The organism is Leptospira soteropolitanensis (assembly GCF_026151655.1).
In the GTDB taxonomy this organism is placed as follows: domain Bacteria; phylum Spirochaetota; class Leptospiria; order Leptospirales; family Leptospiraceae; genus Leptospira_A; species Leptospira_A soteropolitanensis.
This window is the reverse complement of record NZ_JAMQPN010000011.1, coordinates 12,616-29,860: the sequence shown is the minus strand read 5'-3', so window position 1 is coordinate 29,860 and position 17,245 is coordinate 12,616. Positions and strand designations below refer to the sequence as shown.

General features: G+C 36.6%; 16 protein-coding genes. 6 read left to right on the top strand and 10 right to left on the bottom strand.

Annotation, left to right across the window (positions count from 1 at the left end; all coding sequences use genetic code 11):
• Nucleotides 1–10: 10 nt before the first annotated feature.
• Both ND811_RS17400 and ND811_RS17395 read left to right on the top strand, forming a co-directional pair.
• Nucleotides 11–1,759 (top strand): N-acyl-D-amino-acid deacylase family protein, encoded by a 1,749-nt coding sequence (locus tag ND811_RS17400; protein ID WP_265353262.1) that lies wholly within the window; start codon nucleotides 11–13, stop codon nucleotides 1,757–1,759.
• Between the two features lie 46 nt (nucleotides 1,760–1,805).
• Nucleotides 1,806–2,603, top strand: coding sequence for a DUF4349 domain-containing protein (locus ND811_RS17395; RefSeq protein ID WP_265353261.1), 798 nt, complete (start codon nucleotides 1,806–1,808; stop codon nucleotides 2,601–2,603).
• Between the two features lie 14 nt (nucleotides 2,604–2,617).
• Here the strand turns inward: ND811_RS17395 and ND811_RS17390 are convergent, their stop codons facing one another.
• From ND811_RS17390 to ND811_RS17360, 7 genes are all read right to left on the bottom strand, one after another.
• On the bottom strand, nucleotides 2,618–3,184 hold the full coding sequence (locus ND811_RS17390) for a TetR/AcrR family transcriptional regulator (protein WP_265353260.1): 567 nt from the start codon (nucleotides 3,182–3,184) through the stop codon (nucleotides 2,618–2,620).
• Between the two features lie 35 nt (nucleotides 3,185–3,219).
• A complete protein-coding gene (locus tag ND811_RS17385) occupies nucleotides 3,220–4,278 on the bottom strand; it encodes an alkaline phosphatase D family protein (protein ID WP_265353259.1) in 1,059 nt (352 codons plus the stop codon).
• 71 nt (nucleotides 4,279–4,349) lie between these two features.
• Nucleotides 4,350–4,826: a hypothetical protein gene (locus ND811_RS17380; RefSeq protein WP_265353258.1), complete on the bottom strand. Its 477-nt coding sequence runs from the start codon at nucleotides 4,824–4,826 to the stop codon at nucleotides 4,350–4,352.
• A 183-nt stretch (nucleotides 4,827–5,009) separates the two neighbouring features.
• Nucleotides 5,010–5,540, bottom strand: coding sequence for a hypothetical protein (locus ND811_RS17375; protein ID WP_265353257.1), 531 nt, complete (start codon nucleotides 5,538–5,540; stop codon nucleotides 5,010–5,012).
• 188 nt (nucleotides 5,541–5,728) lie between these two features.
• On the bottom strand, nucleotides 5,729–6,616 hold the full coding sequence (locus tag ND811_RS17370) for a hypothetical protein (RefSeq protein WP_265353256.1): 888 nt from the start codon (nucleotides 6,614–6,616) through the stop codon (nucleotides 5,729–5,731).
• A 119-nt stretch (nucleotides 6,617–6,735) separates the two neighbouring features.
• Nucleotides 6,736–7,848, bottom strand: a complete 1,113-nt coding sequence (locus ND811_RS17365) for an MBL fold metallo-hydrolase (RefSeq protein WP_265353255.1) — start codon at nucleotides 7,846–7,848, stop codon at nucleotides 6,736–6,738.
• Nucleotides 7,849–8,090: 242 nt separating this feature from the next.
• Entirely contained in the window at nucleotides 8,091–8,381 is a 291-nt protein-coding gene (locus ND811_RS17360) for a hypothetical protein (RefSeq protein WP_265365542.1), read from the bottom strand.
• 193 nt (nucleotides 8,382–8,574) lie between these two features.
• Between ND811_RS17360 and ND811_RS17355 the strand changes: the two genes are divergently transcribed.
• The 4 genes from ND811_RS17355 (at nucleotide 8,575) to ND811_RS17340 (ending at nucleotide 14,283) form a co-directional block, all read left to right on the top strand.
• Nucleotides 8,575–9,099: an efflux RND transporter periplasmic adaptor subunit gene (locus ND811_RS17355; protein ID WP_265353254.1), complete on the top strand. Its 525-nt coding sequence runs from the start codon at nucleotides 8,575–8,577 to the stop codon at nucleotides 9,097–9,099.
• Nucleotides 9,099–12,218 carry an efflux RND transporter permease subunit gene (locus ND811_RS17350; protein ID WP_265353253.1) on the top strand — a complete coding sequence of 1,040 codons (3,120 nt, stop codon included), beginning with the start codon at nucleotides 9,099–9,101 and terminating at the stop codon, nucleotides 12,216–12,218. Before ND811_RS17355 ends, ND811_RS17350 begins: the two co-directional genes overlap by 1 nt.
• The gene (locus ND811_RS17345) at nucleotides 12,205–13,491 is read left to right on the top strand and encodes a TolC family protein (RefSeq protein WP_265353252.1); all 1,287 of its coding nucleotides are present in this window, start codon (nucleotides 12,205–12,207) and stop codon (nucleotides 13,489–13,491) included. The genes ND811_RS17350 and ND811_RS17345 overlap by 14 nt, the downstream gene beginning before the upstream one ends.
• A 105-nt stretch (nucleotides 13,492–13,596) precedes the next feature.
• Nucleotides 13,597–14,283 carry an SH3 domain-containing protein gene (locus ND811_RS17340; protein WP_265353251.1) on the top strand — a complete coding sequence of 229 codons (687 nt, stop codon included), beginning with the start codon at nucleotides 13,597–13,599 and terminating at the stop codon, nucleotides 14,281–14,283.
• Between the two features lie 64 nt (nucleotides 14,284–14,347).
• Here ND811_RS17340 and ND811_RS17335 read toward each other — a convergent pair whose 3' ends face one another.
• The 3 genes from ND811_RS17335 to ND811_RS17325 form a co-directional block, all read right to left on the bottom strand.
• Nucleotides 14,348–15,595 carry a lactonase family protein gene (locus ND811_RS17335; RefSeq protein ID WP_265353250.1) on the bottom strand — a complete coding sequence of 416 codons (1,248 nt, stop codon included), beginning with the start codon at nucleotides 15,593–15,595 and terminating at the stop codon, nucleotides 14,348–14,350.
• 137 nt (nucleotides 15,596–15,732) lie between these two features.
• Complete coding sequence (locus ND811_RS17330; RefSeq protein WP_265353249.1) at nucleotides 15,733–16,677, bottom strand: MBL fold metallo-hydrolase; 945 nt, start codon at nucleotides 16,675–16,677, stop codon at nucleotides 15,733–15,735.
• On the bottom strand, nucleotides 16,677–17,240 hold the full coding sequence (locus ND811_RS17325; RefSeq protein ID WP_265353248.1) for a ClpP family protease: 564 nt from the start codon (nucleotides 17,238–17,240) through the stop codon (nucleotides 16,677–16,679). The genes ND811_RS17330 and ND811_RS17325 overlap by 1 nt, the downstream gene beginning before the upstream one ends.
• Nucleotides 17,241–17,245 lie beyond the last annotated feature (5 nt).

Genomic DNA, 17,245 nt, shown 5'->3' with positions numbered 1-17,245 from the left:
CGGAGGTATCATGGCAGACACGCTTATCAAACAGGCACGTATTTTTGACGGTAGTACAAATCCATCTTTTGTAGGTGATGTGCGAATCAAAGAAGGAGTGGTTACAACCATTTCAAAAACGGAACTTAGTCCGAAGCCTGGTGAAACAGTCGTCGATGCAAAAGGCCTATGGTTAACACCTGGTTTTATCGATTTCCACACTCATTATGACGCAGAAATTGAAATGGCACCTGATCTCTCTGAATCCGTACGCCACGGAATTACGACCATCTCCCTGGGAAGTTGTTCTCTAAGTTTAGCCGTGGGTGATCCGGTTGATTTGGCAGATATGTTTAGTCGCGTGGAAGCCATTCCGCGAAAGAATGTTTTATCGATCCTTGAGAGTAAAAAAAATTGGAATTCGGCTGCAGAATATAAAAAACATTTAAACAATATGCCACTTGGTCCCAATGTCACTTCATTTGCTGGACATTCCGCCATTCGAGCACATGTTATGGGACTCGAACGATCATTAACTAAGGGAGAAGTTCCCACAAAACAAGAGTTAGAGAAAATGAACCAAATTCTTGAAGAAGCTCTGGACCAAGGTTTTATGGGTCTATCTATCAATACATTAATTTGGGATAAAATGGACGGTTCCCGGTTTAGATCAAGGCCACTGCCTTCCACTTATGCAAATTGGAAAGAATACCAATACTTAAACAAAACATTAAGAAAAAGAGGAAAAATCTTCCAAGGTGTTCCAAACGTTTCTACGAAAATCAATGTTTTAATGTTTTTAAAAGAGGCCTTTGGACTTTTTCGCAAACCACTCAAAACAACTATCATTTCTCTTATGGATGTTAAATTTGATCCAGGTTTATATAAGCTACTTGGTCTCATTGGTCGCATTACCAATACAATCTTTAAATCTGACTTTAGATTCCAGGCCCTCCCAGAACCGTTTGATTTGTATGCAGATGGAATGGACGTAGTTGTTTTTGAAGAGTTTGCAGCAGGTGCCAAAGCAAATCATATTGAAGATGAGTTAGAAAGAAAACAACTGATGAAAGATCCCAAATATCGTTCTTGGTTCAAACGCCAATGGACCAATTGGTTTTTGCCTCGAGTTTTCCACAGAAATTTTAGAGAAACTAAAATTGTAGATGCACCAGACAAATCGTTGATTGGAAAATCGATTGATGATGTTGCTAAAGAAAAGGGAGTTCACTCGGTCACAGCCTTTCTTGACCTTGTGGCCGAACATGGAAATAATGTGCGTTGGTATACAGTAATGGCAAACCATAGAAAGGAACCATTACAAAAAATTGTATCTTACCCGGATGTACTCATAGGTTTTTCTGATGCAGGTGCCCACCTACGCGGTATGGCTCATTATAACTTCCCACTTCGTATGTTAAAGTTAGTTAGAGATGCAGAATTAGAAAACAAACCATTTATGACTATGGAACAAGCTGTCCACCGGCTAACAGGAGAAATTGGAGATTGGTTTGGAATTGATGCAGGATACATCAAAGAAGGTAAAAGAGCCGATTTAGTTTTGATTGATCCAACCAAACTAGATGACTCGCTTGCAAAAGATGTGGAAGCGCCAATGCCATTTATGGAAGATTTTAAACGTTGGGTTCGCCGTAACGATGACACTGTTAAAAAGGTATTTATCAATGGCAAACTGGCTATCGATAAGGGGGAACCTGTCGCCTCTCTTGGGAAAGAAAAAGGATATGGAAGATTTTTGGAATCCCAAATCGGAACGTAAAAAAGATTGCGGTTGGATACAGAAATGATTAAACTCTGTATCCAACATGGTTTTTTCAAAATATTTACCAAACTCCCTACTACTTCTTAGTTTTTTTCTATTTTTGATCCAGTGTTCCTCGGCCAAAGGGATGGAACGAGAGATGTCTCATATCCGCGCCAACGAAGAACAAGCCGATTATGCACCGTCAGTTTCGGCCCCTTCTCCCAAAACAGACAGTTATTCCAATGAACTCAAAATTCAAAAACGAATGATGGTTTATTCAGTGAATGTCAACTTACAATCAAAGGAAATTGAATCAAAAGTTACAGAAATCATCAAACTTGCAGAAACTTACGGAGGTTATGCGCTTCAATATAGCTCCAATGGAATCATTCAACTCAAAATCCCTGCAGAAAAACTAAGGTTATTCTTATCCACTTTAAGAAACCAATCTCAAAACTATTCTGAAGATGTATCGGCAAAAGATGTCACAGAAGATTACAGCGATACAGAGATTCGAATGGAAAACGCTTTGAAAATGAGAATTCGCCTCCTTGAAATTCTAAAAACTGCCAAAACTTTGGAAGAAACTTTAAAGGTGGAAGCCGAGCTAAGTAAGGTTTCTGAATCGATTGAAAGATGGGAAGGAAAACTGAAATACCTATCAAACGCTGTCCAATTGTCTTCAGTGCAGGTCCAGGTGCGTCAGAAATGGGAACCAGTTGTTCAAAAAGAATATAAACCAGGACCCTTAGGATATCCTTTTTACTATCTTTATATTGGTCTTGGAAAAGTGAAAGACGGAATCATTTGGATGTTTGTACAAGAAATCCCAAAAGAAAAAATAGAACAAAAAGAATGAGATAATCTTATCATCTAATTTTTTATAATTCTTTCTGCGGATGCGATCATTTGGGATTTCATCCGTTCGATAACTTTTCTGTCTTTCGTTAATGCATACAATCTAAGTCCACCGAGGTAACTCATATACAATTCATAACTCAATGACTTTACCTGATCGGATCTTAAACTGGGAGCAAATTTCAAAATACATGTTTCAACCGTTTCTAGAACATGATGTACAGCCTTATTTCGATAGGTATCGAACTGACCCAAATGAGATATCTCACCAGAAAAAAGTGCAATGGGGCAATCCTTTCTCGAGGTATTTCTCTGGTTTCTGACAATAAAATTAACCCATTTTTCAATAAAATCCGACATACTATTGGCTTTTCCCAAAACCTTTAGCATAACCACTCTTTGTTGCTCAGATAAATAATTTAAATACTCAAAACCGATATCATCTTTAGATTTAAAATGATCGTATAAGGTTTTTTTGTAGGCACCTGCCTTATCTAAAATTTCAGCAATGCCCGTGGCTTGAAATCCTTTCTCACGAAACAAAGCAAAGGAACTTTCTAAAATTTTTTGTTTGGGTTTCAAAATGGAAATCCTCCTATCGTTCCTTAATAGAAATTTTAATTAGAATCATTGTTACCATATTCTCTGACTACATTTCCAATTTTGTCTTTAATCTCAGCCCGCCAAACCAATTTTCCCTCTTTGATTTGAATCCTTAACACTCCATAGTTTTCTTCCAAAAAAGCTGGGGTAAGTTTAAATCTAGAATCGTATTCTAAAGTAAGAAACGGTAAAGGGAAATTGAGTGAACTTGACGTGATCTCAATGAACTTTCTTTTGTCCTCTATTGGATATTCGTAGATTTCTGCAATATGTCTATCACCAGAAAGAATCACTAAATCAGATGTTTTGGCAGAACCCAAAAGTTGAAATAGTTTTTCCCGTTCTTTAGGAAAGTTTCCCCATTTTTCAAACGGTTGTTCGGTGGGAATAACTTGAATTCCTGAAACAAAAACAAGAAAATCAGATGGTTTTTCTAATTCTTCTGTAAGCCATTTCCATTGTTCTTCTCCAAGAAGGGTGGCATCCAAGTTTTCATTGGGTCGATAATGTTTTTTCCCCGTGAAAAAAGACCAAAAAGATGGTTTTAACTCAGAACGAAAAAACCTTGTGTCAGGAATCACTATATGGATTTTTTTCTTTTTGAAATCTAGAAAGTAGGAATGAAAAATTCCTTTACCATCCTTCGTACCCAAACGACGGCCTTTGGGCATAAGAGCTCCGACTTGTGAGATAAAAACTTCACGACTCTTTTCTTTATCCACATATTCGCTTCCGCTATCATTAATTCCATAATCATGATCATCCCAAGTGGCAAGAATTTGGGAAGTAGCTCGAATTTTTTTCCACTGAGGTCTAACAAATTGTTTTTGATACGCTGGGATTTTTTCTTCTGCAACTAAAGAATCTGCATAGATATTATCACCTAACAGAAGAATTAAATCGAAGGACTCTTTTTCCCATTGGTTCAGAATGGGACTTTCTTTGTCTTGGTGTAAGCAAGATCCAAATCCAATGCGTAAACTCTCAGATTCTTTCCCGAAAATGGGTAATTGGAAGATCAATAAATAAAAAATCAGATAGTAAAACAAAACGAAACGAAAAGGTTCTTTCATGGCATTCCAAAAATTTAAAACTTTTGCCTAAATTAATATTAAATTTTCCCTTTCCGTCAATCGTAAATCTTCTACCTGCGTCCTGGATAAAAAGGATAAACTCGATAAGGATACCTTGAATAATATTGCATTACTTCTGTTCCATATATATCACGTTTGTAATACAAGGGAGAAAACCGAGGGAGCCCTCTATTCTGTGAATAACTCGTAAAAAATGCAATACTTTGATAGTATTCTTGGTTTACGTGTAACCCATATCCATAACCAGCAATGTACCAATCCACAGGAAAAGAATCTCCTGCTACTTCCACTTCTGTCTCACGATATAAATCCTTTCCCGACCGAAGGTCTCCAATGGCACAAGGTTCCATCCGACTGGGAACGGGTCCTTCCATTAGCACCAAACATTCAGAATGATACCCATATTTTTTTGCATAACTCAATTGTTGGTGTGGCTGGTATTGTGATGTTTTGTAGAAACCGTTGAAATAAGTTTTTTTATCTACCGAAGTACAATACAGAAAAGATCCAAGTAAGAGAAAAAACACGGATCTCCAAAAAGTCCCTTTTTTTCGTCCTAGAAAAAAAATAAACCCACCAAATAATCTCATGGGAACATTTTATCCACAAACTAACAGGAATGCGATGGTAGATTTCCGCAATTGCGGAAACTACCTAAAGTCCAAGGAAACCTTCCGCTGTTGCCAAAACAAAAAAATCCTAAAAAAAACTTAGAGTTTACGGAGATTGATTCGGTAAGGCGTAATATTTGAACTTACAGCTTTCCCTTGGCATTGGTAATCAGAAGGGTTCACAAGCCCTGTCGACTGAATACTATATGTTTTCCCAGATTCTAAACTAATCTGTTTTGCTCCCGATGCAGAAGAACTAAATAATTCCGTATTCCCCTCTTTTAAGGAAACAAGGAAATCAAATCGACTAGAATTACAACTAGTGGAGGTAAGTGTCTGTCTACCAGAGGTGGCCGTCACTTCATATGTCCCTGCTGTTTGTACTGTGAGTGACCCACTAACAGATTGTACACTGCAAATGGAAATAGATCCATTGACTTGAAATGCGGTGTTTGCGTTTTCATTTGTCAAATATTGACAACTAGGAGTGGTTAAGATAGAAAGAACCACTGCATCAGTTAATGCATCACCGGTGAGTTTTGTGCCGGGGATCAGGCCCTCTTCCTTATTTTGCGAACAACTCCACATGAGGAAGGAGATGATGGGAATACAAACTAAATGTTTTAACATAGAAAATCCTAATGATTGTTTCTTAAATTGGTATCCATTCTATTGTGTTGGTTCTAAAATTTTTAAAAAGGGCGCCTCGCAATCTTCTAGGTTCAGCATTGTTTCACTACTTTATGCGACCGCGCTTTTCGCTCCAATCTTTCGCATTTGCGAAAGGATTTCCGCTGCAATCGCTGGCGTAAAGGCCTTCATTCAGAAAATCCACATTTTGGATCTGTCAAACAACCAAATTGGCTTATATAACAGATTGAGGAATTGGAACAAAGGTGCGGCGAGGGTCCTTTACAAGTGGAAGTCTGTGAAATGGACCGACAAGTTCGATTAAACTTCTCCTCTTCCGAAACTACTATCATTTTCAATTGCGATTCAATTTTAAGACTGGGATTTGTTTTGACTCGAAGAACGATTTGAAACGATCGAAATTCGTTTCCTGTTGTTTCCAAAGGGATCCCAGAAATTTCCCCCGTCTCTTTATTGATTTGAATTCCCTCTGGCAATGCGGGTTCTGAAATAAATTCCAAATCTCCCAAAGTCCGCAAAAGTTCTAAAGAATTTTGATTGAATTGAGGTTGCAATGGAGAAATGCCAACTCCTTGTTCATAGAGAAGCGATCGCAAGGAATAACGAAAACTACCAAGACAAGGAATGGAAATTTGACGTTGATTTCCTTTGTCTCCAAAGGGGAAAACAACAAACGGAGAATCCGAACAATGTAACACTGTTACAACAATTTTGGAACTACTTACTTCTATGATTTTCAAGAACTTTGAAAATCCATCACCAAACAATTGTATTCCTGTTGCAGTATCTAAATTTTTTCCTTCAAGAGTAAAATTGGCACTTTCAAAAACAAATTCTTTTGACACCGATAAAACTTCGAATTCAGCAGAGGATCCTGAACTTGTTTCCTCTGCTGTTTTTTTCTCTTCAGAAAAGGAAGAAACGAGGCCGAGTATTCCAACAAACAATGATTTTTCGGTGTTTTTATCTTTGAAAGCACAACCTATCAAAAACAAAGAGAAAATGATTAAAGACCAGAGAACTGTTGGAAAAATTAAAAAAAATCTTTTTAGCATACCTACTACTCCTTTCAAAGGGAGGGGTGGACCAAAAAGAATCTTGGATATAAAAAATCTCTAATGATTCAGAGTTTTACAAAAAAATAATCTGAATTCAGATTTTAATTCGTTCTTTTTCATTCCGACTGCATGAATTTTTTCCACCAACGTTCCATTAGGTTAGGTTCACGAACTTTTACCATCTGTCCAAATTTCGGAGTAAGAATATCTATTTTGTAATTTTTCGCCTGTTTCTCTAATGATTCTGCAGGTTCATACCAACTATGTAAAGACAAGTTGAACATCCCCCAATGGACAGGAACAAGACGTTTCCCTTTTAAATCCAAATGTGCTTTTGCTGTTTGTTCAGGTAAAACATGTACGGCTTCCCACATAGGATTGTATTGGCCATTTTCAATAAAAGTAAGATCAAATGGTCCAAATTTATCTCCAATGTCTTTGAAATGTACATCATACCCCGAATCACCGCTAAAATAGAACCTTTCTTTTTCTCCAATGATAGTCCAGGAGGACCATAAAGTTTTGTTCCCATTCATTCCTCTCCGTCCTGAAAAATGTTGGGCCGGTGTGCAAACAATTTTGAGTTTTCCTAAATCCTCACTTTGCCACCAGTCTAGCTCCGTTAGGCGATCTTCTGTGATTCCCCACTCTTTTAAATGCGAAATAACGCCAAGCGGTGTGATGAATTTAGTATTTGTGGATTTAAAAAATTCAATGGTCTGCATATCGAGATGATCATAATGGTCATGGGATATGATAATATAATCAATAGGAGGTAATTCTTCCAATTTGACTACCGCATCTTGAAATCGTTTTACCATAAAACTAAAAGGGGCTGCTGATTCAGAAAAGACGGGATCAAAGAACAAAAGTTTTCCCTCTATATTCACAAGAAAGGTAGAATGTCCAAACCAAATAAATTTTATGGTTTCGTCTGGTTTTAAAAACTCTTCGAAGTCAGGTTTTTCTTCGGGTAACTTCACATCAGGTTTTTGGTGTTTATCTCCACCAAACATAAATTTAAAGAAGAGAGAGAAGAAGTTTTGATTCTCTCTCATTTTTTCCAGGACGTCAGGCCTACGATTTACAAATTGTTCGCGAGTATGGTCATAATGTGTAGATGTTTTTATTTTTTCTAGATGAGATCCTTCCGGATCCTTTCCGAAAGCTTTGCATTGAATCAAGATAAAGGTAAAAAATATAAAAAGAAAAAATGATAAAAATCGCAAATGTTTCTCTCCAGAAAATGAATTCCCATTTAGACTCATTTCCTCGGGCAAAAGTAAATGGAAATTCCCTAATTTTTCGAGAGTATTTAGTTTTTCATTGGTGAAAATCTCAATCCTATAAATCCTCAGGAAATTCGATTCTAAAATTTTCGAACAAGCCACCAACTGTTGCCATTACCACAAAATGACTAACGAGCCATAGGGACGGTCTATCTAGAATCCAACTTTTTCATTAACTAAAATCATTTTTCCGATTGCCTTCCCTTCGAAGGCAAGTTAACTAAGAAGAGAAATTGGTAAGCGTAAATATCTAGCAATCTGCTTTGTCTTGTTTTTTCCATTTCTTGCCAATCAAAACCTGAAGAAAATCGGCCTCGCATCGCCAGTTTCCATTCCATCCAAGACGGCGAGATCATTAAAAAATCGGAAGGAGACCTCCCATCTACAATTGCACTTGCTAATGTAGAATACAGGAATTTAGGTGCAGCTCTTTCAATTCCAGTTCGTATAGCAGTTGTTTGCGTTTCGTCCAAAGAAGCAAATTATTCCTATCACTTTGAAACGGAAGAACAATCCGTCATATATTCAGAATACCTCAAAAGCAAAGCAGCTCTTTATGGAGCAAAAAAATCCTATTCCCGTTTAAAGTATCTTGTTGAAAACCAAGCTGCTGCCGGTAAAGAATTGAATGATGCCCAAGTTCAACTACAACAAATGGGTGCTTCAATGGAAGAAAACCTAAATCGTCTTCGCATGCAAGGAATACCAATCGACAAATTATCAAAACTCAAACCGGGAAATATTTTGATCGTAGGAGATATTCCTGAAACAAAACTAAATCGAGTAAAAATTCAATCCAGGCTTTATATAAAGTTTTCAGCTTTCCCTGGTGAGCGATTTGAAACCCGAATCGATTCCGTTTCAGATGTGATTGATCCAGTCAGTCGAACTGTAAAGGTTTTGATCGTTACAAAAAATACTAACAATCAATTCAAACCTGGTATGTTTGGGACAGGACAAGTTGAACTGGAAAACATAGAAGCGTTATCTGTTCCCAACGAATCTATTATCTTAATTGGTGACACAAGTTATATTTTTAAACGTGTTGACGCCAGCACATTCCAAAGGATTCAAGTGGAAACAGGGATCGAAACTGAAGAATATACTCAAGTATTATCAGGACTTAAAATTAATGACCAAGTTGTTTCTCATGGTTCAACCTTATTAAAAGGACTTAGCTTCGGATACTAATGGGTTTCATCCGCTTTTCACTCAATAACTCACCCGTCATACTGTTTTGTTTTTTAATGATCTCTGCATTTGGAATTTATTCGGTTACACATCTAAAGATTGATGCTTATCCAGACGTCTCTGATACAGAAGTCATCGTTATCACAAAATTTGATGGGAGAGCCTCTTCTGAAGTAGAGAAGTTAGTAACAATACCCTTAGAACGTGCATTAACCGGAATTCCCGGATTAACAACAACTAGATCCCAAAGTATCTTCGGACTTTCTGTAGTTCGCTTAACATTTAAAGATCACACGGATGAGTACTTTGCAAGAAACCAAGTCAACGAAAGATTAAAGTCTATACAATTACCAGAAGGAACTGAAGTTCCAGAATTAGGTCCATTGACTTCTCCTGTAGGAGAAATTTTACGTTATGCATTGGAGGGAGATGGTTTACCTACAATGGAACTAAGAAGTATCCAGGATTGGGAATTAGCACCTCGAATTCAACAAATCCAGGGTGTTGCTGACGTCATTACGTTCGGTGGTGACATCAAAGAATACCAAATCGAAATCAACCCGATTAACCAGGACAAATATAATGTTTTCCTACGTGATTTGGTTCTCGCAATCGAAGAAAACAATGCGAATACCGGTGGAAACATTTTCAAACATGGAAACCAAGCCATCCCAGTGCGTGCGTTAGGTGCTATTGAAAATGAAAAAGATATCGAAAACATCATTGTTACAGAAAAAAAAGACATTCCGATTTATGTAAAAGATATTGGGAAGGTTAGAGTTATACCGCATCCACCAAAAGGAATTCTAGGATACAGATTAAAACCTGGTAAAGAAATCAATTCAGGTGTGCAAGGCATCATTATGATGCGAAAAGGGGAAAACCCAACTGAAGTATTACGATTAGTAAAAGATAGAATTAAAAACTTAGAAGGTTTTCTAAAAAATAAAGGTGTACGTATTCGAATCCTGTATGATAGAGAAGAACTCGTATCCAATACCTTAAAAACTGTTGTTAGAACCATGATGGAAGGAATTACAATCGTAATGATTGTTTTAATTTTCCTTCTAGGAAATTACAGAGTAGCACTCGCTGTCGCTGTTACTATTCCTTTCTCTTTATTATTTTCATTTTGTTTAATGCATCTAGTTGAAATCCCTGCCAACTTACTTTCACTAGGTGCTATTGACTTTGGAATCATTGTAGACAGCTCCATTGTAATCATAGAAGGGATCATTGCAACCATAACCTTATCGTCCCTTTCGAAAAAGAAACTTTCCTTAGATGAAATAATTCTTCAATCTTCGGGACATACAGAGAAAGAAGTCTTTTTCTCAATTTCTGTGATTCTTTGTGCTTACCTCCCAATTTTTCTATTTGAAAGAGTGGAGGGAAAATTATTTAAACCGATGGCCTTTGGATTGGCATTCACACTTATTGGTGCCCTACTTTTTTCTTTAACGGTATTACCTGTCATCTTTTCCCGTTTTTTTAATGAAGAACATCGCCGCAAAACTAAAGAATTTTTTATTCTCACACAAGCAAGAACCCACTTCCTTCGTTTCCTTGGCTATTTTCTAGATCATACAAAAAAGATTACTTTACGAATCTATATCATAGTGATCTCACTCCTTTTTTTAGTTTTCTTAGGACTTGGAACTGAGTTTTTACCGGAGTTAGACGAAGGTGCCATTAACTTTAGATGCAAACTGCCAACAGGAATTCATTTAGATCGAACAGCAAACGTAGCCAATTTATTACGAGAAGCTGTAGGTGAATTCCCAGAGGCAAAGGTAATCATCACACAATCAGGCAGAAATGATGATGGAACAGATCCATTTGGACCAAATAGAATTGAAGGTTTAATCACATTAGAAGATTACTCCAATTGGAAAACCTTTGGCTCAAAATCAGAAATGATTGAACAAATCAAAGAAAAATTTGAAAAAATAGTTCCTGGCGCTAAATTTAGTTTTTCACAACCCATTCTTGACAATGTTGCGGAAGCAGTGACTGGATCAGCAGCCGACCTTTCTATTCAACTTTCAGGACGAGATGTTTCTGTTCTCTGGCAAAAAGCGACCGAAATCGAGTCCGCTTTGGAGAAGTTAGATGGAGTCTCTGCAATTGGAATTGAACAAGAAGGACCAAACACTGAATTGGTGATATCAATTGATAGAGAGGCAGCAGCAAGAGCCGGAATTAACTTTTCCGATATCCAGGACATTACTGAAATGGCGATAGGTGGAAAAGAAATTAGTAAACTTTATTTAGACAACCATATTTACAATATCACGGTCCGCTATCCAGAAGAATACAGAACATCTGTTAATTCAATCGGAAACATCAATATTAAAAGTAAATATGAAAGCAAATACCCATTATCTTCTGTTGCAAAACTAGAATTAAAAGAAATGCCAGCAAAAATCGCTCGCAAAAACGGAAATAGGATGGTCTCTGTTTGGATCAATATTGAGGGGAGAGACCAGGGTGGATTCGTAAAAGACGCCAAAAAAATCGTAAACAAACAAATCAAACTTCCTTCCGATGTGGAAATCGAATGGGGAGGTCAATTTGAAAACCTAACAAGAGCAAGTAAAAGATTAATGATAGCAGTACCACTTACATTTGCTTTGATTTTATTCATTTTATACCTCATGTTTCATAATATTTCTGATAGTCTATTGGTCATGTCGAGTATTCCTGTTGCAGCGCTCGGAGGACTATTATTTCTTTTTTTTAGAGGTATGCACTTTAACGTTTCCTCTGGAGTTGGACTTATTTCTCTTTTTGGAATTTCAATTATGGGAGGAGTTCTCTTTGTTTCCAACTTCAATCACGAAAAAACAAATAGAGAAATAAAAAGTTTGGCTGAACTAAAAAAAATACTACTACATGTTTCGGAAATTCAATTCCGCCCTAGATTTTTAACTCTGACAACGGCTATCATTGGTTTACTACCAGCCATGTTAACAAATGAAATTGGATCAGATATCCAAAGACCAATGGCCACAGTCATCGTAGGTGGATTATTATTCACTCTTATCATTGGGAATTTTACAATCCCCCTACTTTGTTATCTTAATGAAGAAAGAAAAATGAATCATGCAGAAAATTAATCGATCGATTCTCCATTCATCCATTTATTTTCTTTTTTTATTTGGATTCTTGTCTTTACCTATTTACTCAAAACAAAAAGTAAAAAAGGAATTTAATTTTGATGAATCCATTCAATTTGCAATTAAAAACAACAAACAAGTGGCGATCGCAAAATTTGAAATTGAATTCAGCAAAGCCGATCGAATTACAGCAGGCTTAAGACCCAACCCTTTCATCAATATTGTGGCCGATGTGTTGCCCTTCAATCCAACTTCAAAACAATTTGATCCCAACAGGAACCAATATGGTGTTAGTTTAGGTTTTGTTTATGAAACAGAAAATAAAAGAGAAGAAAGGATCAACGTAGCTAACAAAAAACTAAAGATGGACGAATTGATTTTTTTAGAGTCTCTTCGCAAAATTTCATTAGGAACTGGCAATTTATTCATTGCAACGTTAGCCGCACGCGAAAGATACCTACTCGCAGAAGAAAATTACAAAAACCTAGTTAACATCGTTGAAATTAACAAAATTAGGTTTAAAAAAGAAGATATTTCTAAACTCGAATTACTACGATCAGAAGTAGCACAAGACCAGTATGCCGTAGCAAAAGTTTCTGCCCAAGTAGATTATCTAAAATTAAAAAATGAACTAATCGTTGTATTGGGATTAAATCCAAGTGAAATTGATATTGTTCTTTCCGGCAATTTAGATTCTTTAAAATTATTACCACAAATTGATTCAGATAAACTTTTAAAACTAGCAACAGGAGGAAGACCGGATTATCTAGCATTAGCCAATGCTGAAGATGTTGCTTTAGCTAATATTAAATTGCAAAAAGCTTATGCTGTTCCAAACGTAAATATCCTTTTTGATTCACTGGTCCAACAGAACCAATATATGTATGGTATGTCATTAAATATGGAATTACCGGTGTTTTCACGTAACCAAGGTGAGATAGCTAAAAGTCAATCGGCCAAAAACCAAGCAGCTCTATTTCGAGAAGAGTTGTATTTGAATTTAGCCAAGGAAATAGCAATTACAGAAGAAGAAATCAAAGTCCGATTTGAAGCTTTAGAACAAATGCGTCAGATCTCATTGTTAAAATCGCAACAAGCAGTTAAAATTGTAGAATTGGCGTATAAAGGAGGAGGTTCAACATTACTTGAGTTTTTAGACACGACAAGATCATACAATGAAACTCGGCTGAAATATATTGATGCATTGGTAGAATACGAAAGAGCTTTACTAAGTCTAAAATACATCGCTGGGTTTGACTATGAGCCCGACTAACTTAAACTCCGCCAAATCAAAACTCTCGATAAAAATTGATTGTTTTTTCAGATATTCTTATATCATTTAGAACATTCTAGACAAATAAGGAAATTAAAAATTTCTATGAAACCGCAGATCATTGTTATATCTATTTTACTCACATCTTTTTATTCTCCACTACTACCTTGTGAACCGTTCGAACCTGTATTTCTAAAACCAGTTGATACCTCCAGAGAAGATAAAGATTTTTTTTCCTTCAAACAGAAGTTAGAAAAATCGGTAAAAGACAAAGATGTAAAATTTATTGAATCGATAGTGGATCCTCAAATTTCCTTCGCGTTTTCGGAAGACGGGATGGGAAAAGGAAAATTTCTAAAATACTGGAAACTTGATAAAAATCCTAAAAATTCTGACTTTTGGAATGTTTTATCTCAAACCATTAATCTTGGTTTTACCTATAAAGACAATATTTGGTCTGCACCCTTTTTGTTTAATCTTACACCAGAATCCATTGATTCCTATAGTTTTTCACTCATCACAGGAAATACTGTCAACATAAGAAACAAACCTTCCAAACAAGGTACAATACTAACACAACTTAGCTGGGAATTCGTAAAAAACGAGTATGACGAAACTAATATAAAGGCAAATCCAAACGAACCATGTAATTGGAAAAAAGTATGTATTTCGGATGGCCAAGTAGGTTATATTTGCGAACAATATTTGAGAAGCCCAATGGACCACCGTGTTGGATTTTCAAAGAAAAACAAAAACTGGATGATGATTTTTTTCATGGAAGGTGGGGACTAAAAAGATAGGATTTCATCAAAAAGTAAAATCTGATTTATTAGATGCTAACCTCTATAAATCAAACTTAATAAGAAACAATTTCAATGGAAAATGGACTTGTTCCTGCTGTTACTGGAAATCCAGCGAGCGGGATTAGAGCTCCATTTTCGCTAATGGAAAATCCAGCGATATTTCCTCCTTCCGTATTGGAAGAATACAAATATTTTCCGCTCGGATCGATACTAAGACCGATCGGACTGAAACCCGTAGAAAAAGGGGACCCATTAACGGGCGCTAATGTTCCATTGGTAGGCTGAATGGAATAGGCAGAAATTGTCCCCTGACCTGTACCGCTATTAGCAACATAAACAAATCGGTTGAGTGGATCTACAATGGTATATCCCGGTGCCACTCCTGCAGAAATACTAGTTTGTATACTGAGTGTTCCCGTATTTACATCTCGCAAAAAGGGAAAAACATTTTCAGATGTATAATTTGATCCATAAACAAACTGACCGTTAGCAGAAATTCCAAGAGAAAGATTATTGATGCCTGTTACGTAAACATTAATAGAGCTTAAACTCCCCGTTGATGAATCCAGAGAAAAAACTTGGATCCCTGCGTTGTTTCCAGGCGCACTTGTCAGTCCGACATACAAATGTTTACCCTTAGAATCAAAACTAAGTCTCCCCACGGACCCCCCTGAGGGATTTGAGGTTGGCATAGCAGGTGTTAGGATTGTCAATTGATCCGAAGAATCGATAGCCATCCGGTGAATTTCTGGGTTTTGTTCAGAACTTGCAAATAAGTACTTTCCATTCGGATCTAAAGCAAGTGAGTATGGAGTCGAAGAAAGGACTAAATCAGAATGTTTTAAAGATAAACTTCCTGTTTCTGGATTTAGATTGAGTACGGAAATTGATTTATTTCCAATGTTTGGCACATACACAACAGTACCTGTGGAATTGGTCGCTGAAAAACGAGGACGATCGGTCAGTTGGAAGGGAGAACCAGAAACCTGTGATATTTCTCCGGTATTTGGGTTTATCCGAAAAACACTGATACTACTTGTAGCCGAATTCAAACCTACATTTGTAACAATTAAAAAACGAGGAATTTTGAGTTTCTTAACGAAAGGACTTTGGACCACTTTACCACAGAAATAAGCACTATCGCTAACACCGAGTAGTATGGTTAAAGTTTGTATATAGGAAGGATGATTCGGATCACAGTCATTTTTCAATCCATTCAGTCTGCATTGAAAAACTAAGAATGGAATCAGGCAAATACATAGAAAGTTTCTCCAGTGTTTGTCGATTGGCTTTCGTATCATCCCGAGTGTTTTCCTTTTTACAATGTATGTATTTCTTTCGAACAGAAAGTACACAAACCAATTTCCTCTTTTTAAAGAAATTATAGTGAAATTATTTCAATAAAAAGAGGGAGTAAAAATGGAAAAAAAAGAATCAATTATTTTTTTAAGGTTTGAGAGATCCTTTCTTGGTGGCCTGGATAAACAAACTGAATTACATTTGTTCCCGCGACTTCTTTTAGAAAATCCAAACTTTGACGATTTAGATTTGGATCAGATGTGAATTTACCAGGAATTACGCCTTCTTTCCATCCCCATTGTGTGTGACAGGAATCTCCTAATACTAAATGAGCACCACCTTTTGCTGGAATATAAAAAGCCAAACTGCCAGGTGTATGTCCTGGCACAGAAAGCACAAAGAAACTCTTATCACCAAAAAAATCTAAAACCAAAATTTCGTTGGTATTTTTTCCAAAATCAAACTGGATTAGATTCGGATTTTTGCCTAACAAGTGATCGGTGGAACCTTGTACAAAGAGGTTGATGAATTGTCTACTTGTCACCTCACCTGGTCCAACGTAAAAAGGGACTGTTCTATCTATCTCATAAGCTCCAAGAGTATGATCCAAATGCAAATGAGTGAAAAAAATCCCTTTTAAATCAATTTTGTTTTTTTGTAAATATGCTCTTGTAGTTTCATAAACTTTGAGTTTATCAAAATGCATCTGAGATTCTACGATGGAATTAACACGATTTCCATTTTCACCCTTGGGGAAATTTTCTCCGATACCGGAATCTATCATATAGGTTCCAAATTTTGGATGTTTGACGAGATAGAAATAAATGGCTATTGGTTCTAAACGATCCTTTAATCCGACTGCCTTTGCTTTGGGATCATCCAAATCCAAAAGACCAGCTAGGGAAGATTCCCAATCCGCCACTTTCACAACTTGGAATTCTACATACTTTTTTGGATCTATGGAGACAGGGAGGGTGGTACTCACTTTATCAGAAAAATATGGTTTCACATTATGGGACGTCACCTGACAGGAGAAAACCAAACCCATAATACTAAGGATAAAAACTGGTCTTTTAAAAAACATCAATCACCTCCAATAATCTTATCGATAATACCATAATCCATTGCTTCCTTTGCAGTAAACCAAGTATCCCGCTCTGTATCTTCCTTTAATTTTTCTATCGGCTGTCCCGTTGCCTTTGCCATAATTTCATTTAACAAATCTTTTTCTCTTCTAACGGATTCAGCAAATATTCTTATATCTTCTGCAGGTCCCTTAAATTCTCCCATAACATGAGGTTGGTGAATAAGAACTTTACTATGAGGATAAGCAAAACGATATCCTTTGGCACCTGCCAGAAGTAAAACAGCACCAAAAGACATAGCCATTCCTAAACATATAGTATGTACAGGATTATGAAGATGATTCATCACATCCAAAATCGCCAAACCTGCATAAGTTGATCCCCCAGGAGAGTGAATGTAAAGAGTGATTGGTCTTGTAGGATCTAATGCTTCCAGATATAAAAAACGATCAATTAAGTAACGAGCTGAATTGTCATTTACCTCACCCCAAAGAAAAACTTTTCTTTGTTCGAGATAAACATTTTCAATTTGTCCATTTGAATAAACTTGAGTTGCTTCCACATGAA